12 protein-coding genes are annotated in these 16,087 nt (G+C 34.3%); 8 read left to right on the top strand and 4 right to left on the bottom strand.

The genetic code is table 11. From position 1 onward, the window contains the following. Positions 1-121: 121 nt before the first annotated feature. The 3 genes from QLQ96_RS03905 (at position 122) to QLQ96_RS03895 (ending at position 6,344) form a co-directional block, all read left to right on the top strand. Entirely contained in the window at positions 122-1,621 is a 1,500-nt protein-coding gene (locus QLQ96_RS03905) for a cellulase family glycosylhydrolase (protein ID WP_482494841.1), read from the top strand. Between the two features lie 113 nt (positions 1,622-1,734). Beyond that, positions 1,735-3,681, top strand: coding sequence for a sialate O-acetylesterase (locus tag QLQ96_RS03900; RefSeq protein WP_482494839.1), 1,947 nt, complete (start codon positions 1,735-1,737; stop codon positions 3,679-3,681). 254 nt (positions 3,682-3,935) lie between these two features. Next, entirely contained in the window at positions 3,936-6,344 is a 2,409-nt protein-coding gene (locus QLQ96_RS03895; RefSeq protein WP_482494837.1) for a glycoside hydrolase family 95 protein, read from the top strand. 103 nt (positions 6,345-6,447) lie between these two features. Here QLQ96_RS03895 and QLQ96_RS03890 read toward each other — a convergent pair whose 3' ends face one another. After that, positions 6,448-6,993 (bottom strand): CvpA family protein, encoded by a 546-nt coding sequence (locus QLQ96_RS03890; RefSeq protein ID WP_482494835.1) that lies wholly within the window; start codon positions 6,991-6,993, stop codon positions 6,448-6,450. Between the two features lie 217 nt (positions 6,994-7,210). Here QLQ96_RS03890 and QLQ96_RS03885 point away from each other — a divergent pair, with 217 nt between their 5' ends. From QLQ96_RS03885 to QLQ96_RS03870, 4 genes are all read left to right on the top strand, one after another. Beyond that, the gene (locus QLQ96_RS03885) at positions 7,211-7,567 is read left to right on the top strand and encodes a hypothetical protein (RefSeq protein ID WP_482494833.1); all 357 of its coding nucleotides are present in this window, start codon (positions 7,211-7,213) and stop codon (positions 7,565-7,567) included. Between the two features lie 94 nt (positions 7,568-7,661). Beyond that, positions 7,662-8,171: a hypothetical protein gene (locus QLQ96_RS03880; protein WP_482494831.1), complete on the top strand. Its 510-nt coding sequence runs from the start codon at positions 7,662-7,664 to the stop codon at positions 8,169-8,171. 156 nt (positions 8,172-8,327) lie between these two features. Then, entirely contained in the window at positions 8,328-9,347 is a 1,020-nt protein-coding gene (locus QLQ96_RS03875) for a phenylalanine--tRNA ligase subunit alpha (protein WP_482494829.1), read from the top strand. A gap of 94 nt (positions 9,348-9,441) precedes the next feature. Further along, a complete protein-coding gene (locus tag QLQ96_RS03870) occupies positions 9,442-9,849 on the top strand; it encodes a hypothetical protein (protein ID WP_294786256.1) in 408 nt (135 codons plus the stop codon). A gap of 156 nt (positions 9,850-10,005) precedes the next feature. On the opposite strand, the gene QLQ96_RS03865 is transcribed toward QLQ96_RS03870, so the two are convergent. After that, complete coding sequence (locus QLQ96_RS03865) at positions 10,006-11,001, bottom strand: NAD(P)H-dependent glycerol-3-phosphate dehydrogenase (RefSeq protein ID WP_482494827.1); 996 nt, start codon at positions 10,999-11,001, stop codon at positions 10,006-10,008. A 251-nt stretch (positions 11,002-11,252) separates the two neighbouring features. Here QLQ96_RS03865 and QLQ96_RS03860 point away from each other — a divergent pair, with 251 nt between their 5' ends. Continuing rightward, positions 11,253-13,682 carry a toxin-antitoxin system YwqK family antitoxin gene (locus QLQ96_RS03860; protein ID WP_482494825.1) on the top strand — a complete coding sequence of 810 codons (2,430 nt, stop codon included), beginning with the start codon at positions 11,253-11,255 and terminating at the stop codon, positions 13,680-13,682. A gap of 284 nt (positions 13,683-13,966) precedes the next feature. On the opposite strand, the gene QLQ96_RS03855 is transcribed toward QLQ96_RS03860, so the two are convergent. Both QLQ96_RS03855 and QLQ96_RS03850 read right to left on the bottom strand, forming a co-directional pair. After that, complete coding sequence (locus QLQ96_RS03855; protein WP_482494823.1) at positions 13,967-15,124, bottom strand: iron-containing alcohol dehydrogenase; 1,158 nt, start codon at positions 15,122-15,124, stop codon at positions 13,967-13,969. A 178-nt stretch (positions 15,125-15,302) separates the two neighbouring features. Continuing rightward, on the bottom strand, positions 15,303-16,064 hold the full coding sequence (locus QLQ96_RS03850; protein WP_482494821.1) for a type 1 glutamine amidotransferase domain-containing protein: 762 nt from the start codon (positions 16,062-16,064) through the stop codon (positions 15,303-15,305). Positions 16,065-16,087: the final 23 nt, after the last annotated feature.

Below are 16,087 nucleotides of genomic sequence, written 5' to 3'. Positions count from 1 at the left end.
GCTTTAAACTTTACGTCTCAGCGTCTTTGCGAGATTAATTTGAAGCTTGATTAAATGAACTTAAATTGCTTATATGGTTAATTTTTTTTAAAGCTTATTTGTAAAACTTAAACCAAACCAAATGAAAAAAACAATCAAAGATTATCTCTTGAGCTTTATTTTATGTTTTGCTTTTTTAGGAGTTTTAGCTTGCAGTTCTGATAAAGAAAATACACCTTTAAGTACAAAAATGCTAAGTGCCAATAAAGATAAAGTAGATTTTGAAAGCAAAGAAAATACAATTGAAGTGACCGTTAATTCTAACGGAGTTGCTTGGACTTTGAGCAATCCTGTTAGTTGGATAAAATTGAATCAGACTTCTGGGCCTTCTGGAAGTACAATAGTTAAAATTACAGCTTTAGAAAACACAGCAAGTTCAGTGCGAAATGCAGTGATTACCTTAACAGGAAGTGATGTGCCAGTTTCATCAATTTCAGTTTCTCAAGCCGCTGCTGTAGCGACAAGTTTATATCCGAGTTACAATACCAATCCAATTGTAGCAGATGCTTCTGGAATGGGAAGTTCTGCAGTTGAATTGGCAGCTAAAATCAAATTAGGTTGGAATATCGGAAATACGTTAGAAGCAACTGGAGGCGAAACCGCTTGGGGAAATCCAAAAGTGACAAAAGCTTTAATCGATGCCGTAAAAGCAAACGGATTTAACGCAATTAGAATTCCGTGTTCTTGGAATCAGAATTTAGAAAATGCTGCAACAGCAAAAATCAAACTAGATTGGCTAAACCGTGTGAAAGAAGTCGTACAATATTGCGTAGACAACGATATGTATGTTGTGGTCAATATTCACTGGGACGGCGGTTGGCTGGAAAACAATATTACAGAAGCCAAAAAAGTAGAAAATAACGCCAAACAAAAAGCTTTCTGGGAACAAATCGCAACACATTTACGTGGATTCGACGAGCATTTGCTTTTTGCAAGCGCCAATGAGCCAGCAGTTGAAGATGCAACTCAAATGGCAGTTTTAACTTCTTATCACCAAACTTTTATTGATGCCGTTCGTTCGACAGGAGGAAAAAACGCCACTCGTGTTTTAGTAGTTCAAGGACCAACGACAGATATTGAAAAAACAAACAAATTAATGACTACATTGCCAGTAGATAAAGTTACAGGCAGAATGATGGTTGAAGTACATTATTATTCTCCGTGGAATTTTGCTGGTTTAACCAAAGACGAAACTTGGGGCAAAATGTTCTATTATTGGGGAGCAGGATTTCATTCTACAACCGATCCAGAACGAAATGCAACTTGGGGAGAAGAAGCTGATTTAGAAAAGAATTTTAAGTTGATGAAAACGCAGTTTGTTGATAAAGGAATTCCGGTTCTTTTAGGAGAATTTGGAGCAATTCGCAGATCAACTTTAACAGAAGATGCTTTGACTTTACATTTAAATTCAAGAGCTTATTATTTAAAAACGGTGGTGAAAACAGCAAAAGCAAACGGTTTATTACCTTTTTATTGGGACGAAGGAAGCTTAGGAAATAACGGTTTCGGAATCATGAATAGAACCAACAATACCGTCTTCGATACACAAGCTTTAAACGCATTAATCGACGGATTAAAGTAGAAAAATGTTATAAAACCATATAAGTGATATAAGTAAATTTAAGTACAAAGTGAAATAAAAGCTTAAAATATCTTATATCACTTATATGGTTTAAAAAAAATAAATTAGAATAAATGAAAAAGTCAATAGTTTTTATTTTATTGATAATTAGTGCGATATCTAGTGCTAATATAAGAATGCCTTTAATATTTTCTGATGGAATGGTGCTGCAAAGAGACAAGCAAATTCCGATTTGGGGTTTTGCCGATGCTAATGAGAGTGTAGAGATTCATTTCAATAAACAAATCAAGAAAACAACAGCCGATAAAAACGGAAAATGGACAGTAAATTTAGCTGCTGAAAAAGCGGGTGGACCATTCGAATTAATCGTAATCGGAAAAAATAAAATCACGATCAAAAATGTTTTGGTTGGTGAAGTTTGGATTTGCAGCGGACAATCAAACATGGAATTTCAGGTTTTCAAAACTATGAATTCAGAAAAAGAAATTAGCAGTGCAGATTATCCAATGATTCGTCATTTTGGTGTGGCGCAAGATTTAAGCGGAACTCCGAAAGATAATTTAAAACAAGGAAAATGGGAAGTAGCCAACAAAGAAAACGTAGGCAACTTTACAGCAGTCGGATATTATTTCGCTAGAAAATTATATTCAGAACTAAAAATTCCAATCGGAATCATCAATACTTCTTGGGGCGGAACCAATGTAGAAACTTGGACAAGCCGTGAAGCTTTCGAAAAAAGCGACGAATTCAAATCAATGATTGCCAATGTACCAACGGTTGATATCAATGCGATTTTCGAAACCTATAAAAAGTCGGTTTTAGACAATCTGAAAAAAGTACAAGGATTTGATGTTTCAATGGAAAACGAAGATCAATTCAAAAATATAAACTTCCAAGATAAAAACTGGCCAGAAATCAAAGTGCCTTCACTTTGGGAAAACCAACAAATCGGAAATATCGATGGAATTGTCTGGATGAGAAAAACGATTGTTTTGACAGCTGAGCAAGCCAAAAAACAAGCCGTTTTACATTTAGCAAAAGTAGATGACGAAGACAAAACCTTTGTAAACGGAGTAGAAGTTGGAACCAATAATCTTTGGGATGCAAAAAGAATTTACCAAATTCCAGCAAATGTGCTAAAAGAAGGAACAAACGTAATCGCCGTGAGAATTACAGATTACAGCGGCGGCGGCGGAATCTACGGCGATCTAGAAGATTTAAAAATCGATTTTAAAGATTCAAATCTTCCGCTTGACGGACTTTGGAAATTCAATGTGATCAAAGTAAGAATCGAAGTTTCGCCAAACAGTTACCCATCATTATTGTACAACGCAATGGTAAATCCGTTGGTTCCATACGCGATGCAAGGCGTTTTGTGGTATCAAGGAGAAGCGAATGTTTGGAGAGCAAAACAATACAAAAAAGCATTTCCGTTAATGATCAACGATTGGAGAACGAAATTCAAACAAGGCAATTTTCCTTTCTATTTTGTTCAATTATCAACTTTTGATGAGTTCGGTGGAAACAGTCAAAAAGGTAGCCGTTGGGCAGAACTTCGCGAAGCACAATCTGAAACTTTAAAATTACCAAACACTGGAATGGCCGTTACAACCGATATCGGAAACGCAAAAGACATTCATCCAACAAACAAACAAGACATCGGTTTGCGTTTGGCGACCATCGCAATGAACGACATTTATGGTAAAAAACAAGTTCACAGCGGACCAACTTATAAATCTCAAGAAATAAAAGGAAACCAAATTATCCTTACTTTCGACAATATCGGCAGCGGACTTTCAACGCCTAATAACGATGAATTAAAAGGCTTCGAAATCGCAGGTTCAGACAAAGTTTTTCATTCCGCGAAAGCGATAATTAATGACAACAAAATAATCGTTTCCAGCGATCAGGTTCAAAATCCAGTTGCCGTGCATTACGGTTGGGCAGACGACGATACGGCAATCAATCTTTTCAACAAAGAGAAATTCCCTGCATCGCCATTCAGAACTGACAATTGGGAAATGATTACGGCAAACGAGAAATACAGCGTTAGTAAATAATATTTGGGCGTGACCGCATCCCGATAAGTGGGCAAACAATCTTTGCGCTTATTCGCCCACTTATCGGGATGCGGTCGGGCTATCCGCGCTACTTCGGTAGCCAGCTCCTATCCCTCACGCGAAGAAAGGAAAAACGAGGATGTTCCGTTAGGAACAATTCGTCGGTAACAACGGATGAAATCCGTTGATCAAAAAATAGAATCGCAAGAATGTTCCGTAGGAACATCTGAATGTTAATATTAAAATACGATCTAATGAATTCAAGTTTCATCAAAAAAACATTTTTCATCTTACTTCTCACATTTTACGGCACAACCATTTCGGCACAATCCAAAAATGTTTTGTGGTACAAACAACCTGCCGAATTCTTTGAAGAAAGTTTGGTTTTAGGAAACGGAAAAATGGGCGCAACTGTTTTTGGCGGAGTGAATTCAGATAAAATTTATTTGAATGATATTACGCTTTGGTCTGGCGAACCCGTAAATGCTAATATGAATACGGAAGCTTACAAAAATATTCCAGCAATTCGTGAAGCCTTAAAAAACGAAAATTATAAACTAGCCGAAGAGCTAAATAAAAAAGTTCAAGGAAAAAACTCTGAAGCTTATGCGCCTTTAGGAACATTAGTAATTAATAATTCAGAAAAAGGAAAAGCGACCAATTATCATAGAGAACTTGATCTTGCCAACGCGACATCAAAAGTAACTTATGAAATGGACGGCGTAAAATATACGCGCGAATATTTTGTTTCGGCTCCAGACCAAGTTATGGTTGTAAAACTGACGAGCAGCGAAAAAGGTGCTTTAAACTTCGACATCAGTTTAAGCAGTTTATTAAAATCAGAAGTTGGAGTTCGAAACAATGTTTTGATGATGAATGGAACCGCTCCGATTCATGAAAATGTGGGATATACAGTTCCGGCAAAATATTTACAGATTCCAGAAAGAGGAACAAGATTTACAACTTTACTTCAAGTCAAAAAAACAGACGGACAACTAACAAGTTCGAGAGCAGCCTTAACGATAAAAAATGCAACTGAAGTTTATATTTATGTTTCGGTTGCAACCAGTTTTAACGGATTCGACAAAAATCCAGCAACCGAAGGTGTAGACGAAGTGGCAATTGCCGCACAAAATCTAAATAAAGCTTACGCAAAACCTTTCGATAAAGTAAAAGAAAATCACATTGCTGATTATCAGAAATTCTTCAATCGAGTTGACTTAAATCTAGGAAAAACAACCGCTCCAGATTTGCCAACAGACGAGCGTTTGTTGCGCTACGCAGACGGAAGCGAAGATAAAAATCTAGAAATCTTGTACTTCAATTTCGGACGATATTTATTAATCAGTTCTTCGAGAACGCTTGGAGTTCCTGCGAATTTACAAGGACTTTGGAATCCGCATTTGAGTCCGCCTTGGAGCAGTAATTATACGATGAATATTAATCTGGAAGAAAATTATTGGTTGGCAGAAAACACCAATCTTTCAGAAATGCATTCTTCGCTTTTGAGTTTTATAAAAAACCTTTCGGTAACTGGAAAAATTACGGCAAAGACTTTTTATGGAGTGAATGAAGGTTGGGCTGCGGCACACAATTCAGACATTTGGGCTATGACGAATCCTGTTGGACAATTCGGAAAAGAAGATCCGATGTGGGCGTGCTGGCCAATGGCACAAGCGTGGTTGAGTACACATATTTGGGAACATTATACTTTTACGCAAGATCAAAATTATTTGAAAAAAGAAGGATATCCGTTAATGAAAGGTGCAGCAGAATTTTGTTTGGGTTGGTTGGTAACCGATAAAAACGGAAATCTAATTACATCGCCTTCAACTTCGCCAGAAAACCAATATAAACTAGCAGACGGTTTTGTTGGCGCAACATTCTACGGAGGAGCTGCCGATTTAGCGATGATTCGCGAATGTTTTGATAAAACGATAAAAGCTTCAAAAGTGCTGAATACCGATGCAGCTTTTAGAGATAAATTAGAAAAAGCATTGGCAAAACTTTATCCGTATAAAATTGGCAAAAAAGGAAATCTTCAAGAATGGTATTTTGATTGGGATGATTTAGACCCGAAACATCGCCATCAATCGCATTTATTTGGGCTTTTCCCTGGCGATCATATTACGCCTTTGAAAACGCCAGATTTGGCAGAAGCTTCAAAGAAAACTTTAGAAATAAAAGGCGACGAAACTACAGGCTGGTCAAAAGGCTGGAGAATTAATCTTTGGGCAAGACTTTGGGATGGAAATCGTGCTTATAAGATGTACCGTGAATTATTGCGTTACGTTGATCCAGACGGGAAAAAAACGGCGACACCAAGACGAGGAGGAGGAACGTATCCGAATTTATTCGATGCGCATCCGCCATTTCAAATTGATGGGAATTTTGGAGGAGCTGCAGCTGTTGCAGAAATGTTGGTTCAATCAGAAGAAAATGAAATCAGATTGCTTCCTGCCTTGCCAGATGCTTGGGAAGAAGGTTCTGTAAAAGGAATTTGCGCTCGAGGCGGATTTGAAGTTGAGATGAATTGGAGCAATAAAAAACCACAAAAAGTAACCGTTTCTTCTCAAAAAGGAGGAAAAACGACTTTGATTTTCGGAGATAAAAAACAGGAAGTTCTTTTGAAAAAAGGAGAAAAGAAAGAGATTGTTTTTTAATAATTATTGTCATCGTGAACGTCCCGAGAATTCGGGAGAAGGACGCTCCAATTGGGACGTGGCTTCTCCCGAATTTTCGGGGCGCTCAGCCTGACAAACAAAATTATTCTTTTTCAGAAGTTTCTTTTTCTTCCGATTTTTGAGAATGTTCTTTTTTAAAACTTTCGTACCATTTTTCAATTGAAGGATAGACAAAAGCCGCAACTTTTTTCACTGGATTGTAAAAAATAGATTTATCCAGCGTTTCTTGTTTGGCAAAAGTGTTGTTGAAATTGATTTTTTCGAACAAAGCAATAAAAATACTTAAGATCAGAATGGTTTTTAAAACCCTAAAAAAACCGCCTCCCAATTTATTTAACCAGCCAAGCATTGCAAAATCGGCAATTCCGGTTAAGATTTTGGCTAAGAAATAAACCCCAATTACAACCAGAATAAAAGTTAATATAAAAGCTGTGATCTGAATATTAGTCGGATTCCAAGAGACATGTTTTGAAATCATTTCGGTCATTAAAGACGAAAATTTAATTGCTAAATAAATTCCTAATAACAACGAAATGAAAGAAGCAACTTCTACAAAAAGTCCGTTTTTAATGCCTTTGTATAAACTGTAACACAAAAGCGCACCGACGATAATATCAAAAAAACTCATGTTGGTTTTGGTGTTTAATGAGGCGCAAAGATAGATTTTTTTTTGAGTGACAAAGGTTTCAAAGGGGCAAAGGTTCAAAGTAACAAAGTGACAAAGGTTTATATTGTAGGTGTTTGATATTTTTATGAGCATTGAATTTGAAGTGCGTATCTTTGCGAACTAAAAATTTATGTTTTGAAATTTATAATTCACAATTCATAATTCACAATTATAAAAAATGTCTAGAGATACACAATTAAAAGAGCGATGGGAAAAGCTCGTTGATATACTTTCTAATCGATTTTCGCAGGGCGAAGATTTAGATTTGGATTCTATAATTTACCTAATCGGAGTTCAAGAATTAGGAAAATTGCACCGTGAATTCAAAAAAGATGAAAAATTAAACCTTATGCATATTGCGATCTGCAGATTGCTAGAGCCATACGGTTTTTATGAATTCGAATATTTTGATGAAGAAGGTTGGCCACATTATAAAGTAAAAGAGCAATTGCCACCGTTAAAAGCAGGCGAGCAATCGGTTTTAATGAAGGAAGCGATTGTGAGTTATTTTTTAGAAAGAAAACTTATTGAGTAGTTTTTTTAGTTTTCAGTCGCAGTCTCAGTTTTCAGTAACGAGACTGAGACTGAAAACTGAGACCGAAAACTTTAAAAATATGTGCAGATACGCAATGACAATTTATAAACCTCATTTTGCCTGTTTTAATTGTCATAAAACATTTAAAAGAAGGCTTTTTAGAGATATAAAAATTGGAGAATCGGGTTTTGAAGCCAAATGTCCGCAATGCGGTGAATTAATGGCTAGTATGGGACTAGATTTTGAATCGCCTAAAAAAGATGATTTAAAGAAATGGGAACATATTAAGAGTTTATATTCTGTTGGAATTACGTTTCATTCCTGTGGTTGTAGCGGCCCAGGTTATATTCCAAATTCAAAAGAAAAATTAATAGCGTATTTTGAAGAAATGAAAAGTACCTATCTGAAAAATATGGATTTTTGGCGTAATAGGGTTGAACCTTCAACCAAAAAAGAAAAAGAACGCGATGCAAATAAAAACTGGCGGGAATTAGGACGGATTTCTTCTAATTATAAAAAAGAAGTCGTTCTAAATCAGGAAGGTTTAGATTATTGGCATGAAAAAGTAAAAAAAATAGAAGAAAAACTAAGTCTAATAAAATAGTTTTATAAGAGACTCACACACAGATAATTTTTACAGATTTAAGGAGTTGTACAGCAATTTAAAGATTCTGTTTTGCAGTTGTGAAGGAAACTTTGAACTTTAAACATTAAACTTTGAACAAAATACTTAAATTTGTATTCTCAGAACTGAATGAAAATGATAGATAAGATAAAACAACATATAGAGGAAGCCAAAGCCTTTAATGATAAAAACAAAGAATCTTTAGAACAATTTCGTATTAAATATTTAGGTAGCAAAGGTTTATTAAAAGAACTTTTTACTGAATTTAAAAATATTCCAAACGACCAAAAAAAGGATTTTGGACAAGTTATAAATACTTTAAAAGCTGTTGCTGAAGAAAAAGTAAGAGTTATTCAGGAAGAACTTGAAAGCAAAGAAGAATCAAAAGGTATTTTTGGAGATTTGACACGTGCGGCAGAACCGGTAATTATTGGTTCTCGTCACCCGATTTCTATCGTTAAAAATCAGATCATCGATATTTTTGCTAATATCGGATTCAACGTTTCTGAAGGACCAGAAATCGAAGACGACTGGCATAACTTTACGGCGTTGAACTTGCCAGAATATCACCCAGCGCGTGATATGCAAGATACGTTTTTCATTCAGACAAATCCTGATGTGTTGTTGCGTACGCATACATCATCGGTTCAGGTGCGTTATATGGAAAATCATAAACCGCCAATTCGTACGATTTCTCCAGGACGTGTTTTCCGTAATGAAGCGATTTCATCTCGTTCGCACTGTATTTTCCATCAAGTGGAAGGATTATACATCGACAAAGATGTTTCTTTCGCAGATTTGAAACAAACGTTGCTTTATTTCACTAAAGAAATGTTCGGAAAATCTAAGATTCGTCTTCGTCCGTCTTATTTCCCATTTACAGAGCCAAGTGCTGAGATTGATATTTATTGGGGATTAAAAACGGAAACGGATTATAGAATTACAAAAGGAACTGGTTGGTTAGAAATTGGAGGTTGCGGAATGGTAGATCCAAACGTTTTGAAAAACTGTGATATCAATCCAGATGAATACAACGGATTTGCTTTCGGAATGGGAGTAGAACGTATTGCAATGCTTTTATACCAAATTGGAGATATCCGTATGTTCTACGAAAATGATGTTCGTTTCTTAGAGCAGTTCAAAGCAAATATTTAATTTAGTCTAAAGTCATAAAGTCGAAAGTCAAAAGTCCTAAGTTGGATTTTTGACTTTCGACTTTCGACTTTCGACTTTTAAACTTTTGACTCATATGAAAAAAGATATAATAATTCCAGAAGTTGAAAACGTGTTTCTAGCTGCAGTGCAGGAATGGAGCGACGATTTTATGGAAAAAGTGTGGTACGCTTATTTAGTAAACGATAGCGACTTTAATTTAGATAGCGTAATGGTAGTTTCAAAAGCGTTTGGAACGATTGATGGTGAAATGAAAAAAACTTCAATTCTGCGTCATGCTTTTGTTGAAGTTCCTGCCGTTTCTGTCGTTAAAATCGAAATGATCGAGAAAAGTCTTTTGGTTATGAATAATGAATTCATGGTGACTTTCTTTATCGGAAATACTTTGTACGATAAGAAATTCATTTTCAAGTCAAATTTAATCAACGAAAACGATACGGAGGAAGTGCCGATTTTGTTTGTTGAAGGAATTATGGTGAAATAAGATTTTAAGAAGAAAGAAGCAAGAGGAAAGACTGAATGCTTTTGAGAAAATAGAATAAAGAAGAAAGAGCCAAGACTGAAAAATTCAGTTTGGCTCTTTTTTTATTTATAAAAGGAAAAATTTTTCCCCTTGCTTCTTTTCTCTTTTTACTAAAATCTAATCCAACGACTCCGTTAATTTCCTGAAAACCGTTTTGGCATCTTTTCCTTCGTATAAAACAGCGTAAACAGCGTCTATAATTGGCGTTTTTGCTCCGTAACCTTGATTTAGTTTATAAGCACTTTTTGTTGCGTAATAACCTTCGGCAACCATGCTCATCTCCATCATGGCACTTTTTACAGTGTATCCTTTTCCAATCATGTTTCCGAACATTCTATTTCTAGAAAAAACAGAATATCCCGTAACCAATAAATCGCCCAAATAAGCCGAATCGTTAATGTTACGTTTCATTCTATGTACTTTTCTAATGAATTTCTTCATTTCGCGAATCGCATTACTCATTAAAACCGATTGGAAGTTGTCGCCATAACCTAAACCATGTGCAATTCCGGCAGCAATAGAGTAAATGTTTTTCAGCATCGCCGCATATTCAGTTCCGATGATATCGTCTGAAATTTTGGCTTTGATGTAATTTCCAGAAAGTGATTTTGCTACAATAGATGCTTTATCAGGATCGCCACATGCAATTGTCAAGTAAGAAAGTCTTTCTAAAGCTACTTCTTCAGCGTGACATGGACCAGTAATAACTCCAATGTTGTAATATGGAATGTCATATTGAATATGGAAATGTTCGCCAACAATTAAACTAGTTTCAGGAACAATTCCTTTAATAGCAGAAAAAATGATTTTATCTGATAAAGAAACCGTCATGTTTTTTAATTCGGCATCTAAGAAAGCAGATGGGATTGCAAATATGATATAATCTGCATATTCTATTGCTTCATTTATATTGTTGGTTAATTTCAGTTTTTTGGTATCAAATTCAACAGAACTCAAGTAGTTCGGATTGTGTTTGAATTTCTCAATATGCTCGATAGCAGCATCATTGCGCATATACCACGAAATTTCAGAAAGATTTACACATAACATTTTTGCAATTGCCGTTGCCCAGCTTCCTCCACCAATCACTGCAAATTTTAAATTTTCGCTCATTATTTTAATAATTTAAAACAAAAGTACTTAATAAATTAGTTATAATACAAAATCTAATTTAAGAAATTTATGAATGATAACATAAGCATTTTGTTTAAAGGTGAAAGATCATGACGATTTCTAGCTTTATTTATTTAAAATATTTCAGATGAATTAAAAATTCTTATTTTTGAAGAAATTTCTTTCAAATGATACGTTTTGTTTTAACAACTATTTTATTGTTTTCTTTAACTCATTCTTTTTCACAAATTATGGAGCCACTTTATTATGATGAAAAGTGGAAAACCACCAACAAAGAAAATGCTTCTTATTATCGAATTATGCCATCAAAAAAGTTAGATGATCTCGTTTTACTGGAAGATTTTTATAGCAATAAAAAACCGCAATTTCAAGGATATACTTTTCAGAATAACGAAGGAAATTATGCTGGCGATATTGTATGGTATGATACAAACGGATTCGATCAGTCTTTTTATCAATTTTACAATCATACTACTAATCCGGTTTTAATTTATTATTATCCGAACGGAGAGAAGAGAAAAACCGTTGCTTATAAAAACGGCAAAAAAGAGGGAGAAACGATTCTTTTTCATGAAGACGGAACGATTTTGATGAAAGGAAAATATGCAAAAGGAAGACCAGAAGAAGGGGATTTTGAAGAAGTATACCGATGGGATAATTATCGCACCAACGAATCAGATAATGAAATCATTGAAGATAATGAAGCTGTAACAGTTGCTCCTGTAATGATTGAAGATTATGCTATTGCAGGGAATTCTAAAACGGAAAAAAAACTGCCAAAGAAAATAGTGAAGAAAAAAATATTCTGGAGCAACTCGAAACAACTTGCTCAGGAAATTTGGTACAACGCCGAATACAATAATTTCCGTCCTATTCGACAAATTAATTACGATCGATCCGGAAAAGTGTTGCAAACTTTAAAAGATCTTGATTTAGAAGATTACGGTCAGGATATTGTCAATGGAATAACATACACGTATTATCTTCAGAATAATTTTGCCATAGCTATAAAATCAAAAACCAATTATAAAAATGGAATGAAATCTGGAGAGGAAATTCAATATTATCCTAATGGAAATGTTTTAAAAAAGGTACAATATTCTGACGGAGAAATAAAAGGAGATGAAATTGAATACAATTTTGACGGAACGATAAAAGCGAAACGAATTTATAAAAACGGAAAGCCTTTTGCAGGTAATTTTGATGAGAAATTTGCAAGTGACTTAATCATCAATCAAAATTATGTGAATGGTTTAAAAGAGGGTGAAGCGATTGTAAGAGATGAATCAGGAAATAGTGTTGCAAAAGGGATTTACAAAGAGAATAAACCTTTTAACGGAACATTTGTCATCGTAAACGAAAATGAGCAGAACGAATTAATTAATGTTACGAACTACAAGAAAAATGGCGTTCAGAAAATCTTTAATTACTATTTAGATGATCCTGTAAGAACGTATACTATGTCAAACGACATTAAAAATGGTGAAACTGTTTTTTATGATAATAGAGAAATAACAGGAAAACTTGAATACAAGAATGATGCGCCTTATGAGGGAAATTTTGTTGAAGCCAAAAAGAACACGATCTATAGAAAAGGAGTCATTGCAGAAGAGATTTATTATAGAAGTGAATACGATAAAAAAACGGAAAGCAATGTGCTGAAAACAATCTATTTTGAAAACGGAAAAAGAGCAAAAATTGTTAATCAATCTTTTTTAATTGCTTCAGACAAACAGAATTCTTATACAGGAATTTATAAAAATGACAAACCGTTTTCGGGCTATTTTGCAACAGATTTCAACGAATTTAATGATGTTGATTATTATGAAAACGGAATGATCAAATATCAGTATTCAAATAATTATTTGGAAAATCTCGAAAAATATGAATATCCAAATTATGATATTAAATCGACTTATAAAGACGGAAAAATAGTTGATGGTCCTGAATACATAAAATTGAAGAAACAGTTTATTACCAAAAATTGGAAAAACGGTGTTCTAAAAAGTTTTGATTTTGATGTTTTTGCGATGCATTATTTTAATAGATATCATTTTGAATTAAAAGGCAATGCTATTGAATTGGAAGAATTTAGCAAAAAAATAAAAGGAAAAATTGTTTTAGAAAAAGCAAACAATAAAAACATAGGCAAATTTAGTGTTGAAGGAAAACTACTTGTAACGAGTTCATCTGTTGAAGTTAATGAAACAATTCCGTCAGAATCTGGAAGTGTTTTGTATTACCAAACAGCAACTGCAATCGAAGCCAAGTTGTTTAAGTCAACAGAAGGAAATGATAGAGAAAGAAGGGGTGTTGAAATTTTTAGCACTGTCTTTAGTTCGTATTTAGATCACAATAAACCCATTGAAGAAAATTTTAATCTGATTGCAACAAAAATCTCTTCAGAAAAAGATGTTGAACTGTTGTTTGGAAATGAACTCAAAGGAAATCTGATTGCAGGTTTAAGAATTAATGAAAACAAAAAACCAGAAATTGGAACGGCGATTCTGAAAGATAAAACTAATTCTTATGACTTAAAACTGTTTTACAAGGGAAAGCTTATGGAAGAAAAAAAGAATGTGGATTTGAAAAATTTGAAAACAGAAATAGAAAATTTAAATGAAATGTTGAATCTAAAAATGAATGAAAGCTATAAATAAAAAGCAGTTTTACGATTTCAATTTAAATCCTAAAAAAAAATATTTTTATTACTACACAATAAAAAATAAAACTGTACGTTGTAAATCTTTATAAATTAGAATTTTAATGAATTTAAAAAAAATTGAGTTAGTTAGTTTTGTTTTAGTATTTTGAAAAGGCGTTCCTAAACTTGTTAAGAACGCCTTTTTATTTAAACTCTAATTAAAAAATCAAAATCCCGAGCTAAATCCCCAAATTTAGTTAATCTCGGAATTTGAAATATTTAAAATTTGGAATTTATATTTTAGTAACTCATTTCAACAATAGATTTTACTTTATCTAAAGTCACCAATTGTTTTTCTCCTAAACCATTCCACCCTCTTTCTTCAAAACGTTTTACGATAAAATCGGCTGTGTTAGAATAGTCTTCTGTGTATTGAGAAAGTTTAGTGTCCATTCCCATTGTATGGAAAAATTCTACGGTTTTGTTGATCGCTTCTTTTGCCACTTCTTCATCAGAACCTGTCAAGTTGAAGATTCTTCTTCCGTATTGTGCCAGTTTTCCTTTTTTAGTTTCAAACATTACTTGGTACAAACTTGGGCCAATAATCGCCAAAGTTCTAGCGTGATCAATTTCGTAAAGTGCTGTCAATTCGTGACCAATCATGTGCGTTGCCCAGTCGCTTGGAACACCTTTCTGGATTAATCCGTTTAAAGCCATTGTACAGCTCCACATAAAATTAGAAGCCAAAGTATAATCGGTTGGATTTGCTACGATTCCAGGACCAACTTCGATTAAAGTCTGAAGAACACCCTCAGCAATTCTATCCTGAAGAAAAGCATCAGTTGGATACGTTAAATATTGTTCCATAACGTGTGTGTACGCATCTACAACACCATTTTCGATTTGTCTTTTTGGTAAAGACGAAATTACTGTAGGATCACAAATTGAAAATTGAGGAAATAAAGCGCTTCCGCCAGAAGATAATTTCTCCTGAGTCGCTTCAATGGTTACCACATATCCAGAATTCATTTCACTTCCCGTTGCTGGAAGAGTCAAAACGGTTCCAAATGGCATTGCATTTTCTTTAATTAAAATTCTTTTTTGAAGAATGTCTAATGGGTTTCCATCAAAATTTACTGCGGCCGAAATAAATTTCACACCATCAATTACAGATCCACCACCAACAGCCAGAATAAAATCGATTTTTTCTGCTTTGATCACATCAACCGCTTTCATCAAAGTTTCGAATCTTGGGTTTGGCTCAATTCCACCAAATTCTACAATTTCAAAACCTTTTAAGTTATTGATTACTTGATCGTAAATTCCGTTTTTAAAAATACTTCCACCACCATAAGCCAAAAGCACTTTTGCGCCTTTTGGAACCAAAGTTGAAAGTTTCTCAATTTGTCCTTTTCCGAAAACTAAGTTTGTCGGATTGTATAATTCAAAGTTTAGCATTTTTTTAAGTTTCTGAGATGCTAAGTTGCTAAGATTCTAAGTTTTTTGTTTTGAACTTAATCTCTTAAGATATTTGGCATCAGTAATTTATCTGTTTTTTAACTTTTGAGATTCTGAGTTGTAAATTCCTAAGAGAAAAACTTAGAATCTTAGCAACTCAGAATCTTAGTATCTTTTTTTATTTTAACTCTTGTAGCAATTTCCCTGCTACCAATTTAGAAGAAGCTGGATTTTGACCTGTGATTAAAAGTCCGTCAGCTACTGCGTATGGCTGCCAGTTTGGTCCTTTAGAAAAAATTCCTCCGTTTGAAGCTAGAGCATCTTCCAATAAGAACGGAACCACTTTTGTTAATCCAACTGCTTCTTCTTCTTCATTTGTAAAACCAGTAATTTTTTTGCCTTTTACTAAATATTCACCTTTTACTTTTACATTTTTCAAAACAGCAGGTGCGTGACATACAAATGCAACTGGTTTATTATGAGTGTAAAAAGATTCGATTAAAGCGATTGAGTTTCTATCTTCAACTAAATCCCAAAGCGGACCGTGACCTCCTGGATAAAATACAGCGTCGTAATCTTTTTGATTAACGGTTGAAAGTTTTAAAGTGTTTTTTAATTTTTCTTGTAAAACCTTATCAGCGTCAAAACGTTTTGTGTCTTCAGTTGCCGAAGCTGGATCGGCACTTTTCGGATCAATTGGCGGTTGTCCTCCAAGCGGAGTAGCAATTGTAATTTCAACGCCTTGATCTAATAATTCATAATATGGTGCAGCCAATTCTTCTGACCAGAATCCTGTTTTTTCTCCTGTATTGCCCAGCTTATCATTGCTGGTTACAACAAATAATACCTTTTTCATACTTTTCTTATTTGATTTTTGAGCCTCAGCAGATATGCTTACAGCTGTAAATGCAGTTATTGCGAATAGTGCTATTTTCTTCATAATATTAAATTTTGAACAAATTT

The sequence above is a fragment of the Flavobacterium sp. B167r genome (genome assembly GCF_056824315.1).
The sequence above is the reverse complement of the archived record's forward strand: the minus strand, read 5'-3'. Positions and strand labels throughout refer to the sequence as shown.

Excerpts from the sequence above, each read along its gene's own strand:
- QLQ96_RS03905 (WP_482494841.1), top strand. The coding sequence starts at position 122 with ATGAAAAAAACAATCAAAGATTATCTCTTGAGCTTTATTTTATGTTTT.
- QLQ96_RS03900 (WP_482494839.1), top strand. The coding sequence starts at position 1,735 with ATGAAAAAGTCAATAGTTTTTATTTTATTGATAATTAGTGCGATATCT.
- QLQ96_RS03895 (WP_482494837.1), top strand. The coding sequence starts at position 3,936 with ATGAATTCAAGTTTCATCAAAAAAACATTTTTCATCTTACTTCTCACA.
- QLQ96_RS03890 (WP_482494835.1), bottom strand. The coding sequence starts at position 6,993 with ATGAGTTTTTTTGATATTATCGTCGGTGCGCTTTTGTGTTACAGTTTA.
- QLQ96_RS03885 (WP_482494833.1), top strand. The coding sequence starts at position 7,211 with ATGTCTAGAGATACACAATTAAAAGAGCGATGGGAAAAGCTCGTTGAT.
- QLQ96_RS03880 (WP_482494831.1), top strand. The coding sequence starts at position 7,662 with ATGACAATTTATAAACCTCATTTTGCCTGTTTTAATTGTCATAAAACA.
- QLQ96_RS03875 (WP_482494829.1), top strand. The coding sequence starts at position 8,328 with ATGATAGATAAGATAAAACAACATATAGAGGAAGCCAAAGCCTTTAAT.
- QLQ96_RS03870 (WP_294786256.1), top strand. The coding sequence starts at position 9,442 with ATGAAAAAAGATATAATAATTCCAGAAGTTGAAAACGTGTTTCTAGCT.
- QLQ96_RS03865 (WP_482494827.1), bottom strand. The coding sequence starts at position 11,001 with ATGAGCGAAAATTTAAAATTTGCAGTGATTGGTGGAGGAAGCTGGGCA.
- QLQ96_RS03860 (WP_482494825.1), top strand. The coding sequence starts at position 11,253 with ATGGAGCCACTTTATTATGATGAAAAGTGGAAAACCACCAACAAAGAA.
- QLQ96_RS03855 (WP_482494823.1), bottom strand. The coding sequence starts at position 15,124 with ATGCTAAACTTTGAATTATACAATCCGACAAACTTAGTTTTCGGAAAA.
- QLQ96_RS03850 (WP_482494821.1), bottom strand. The coding sequence starts at position 16,064 with ATGAAGAAAATAGCACTATTCGCAATAACTGCATTTACAGCTGTAAGC.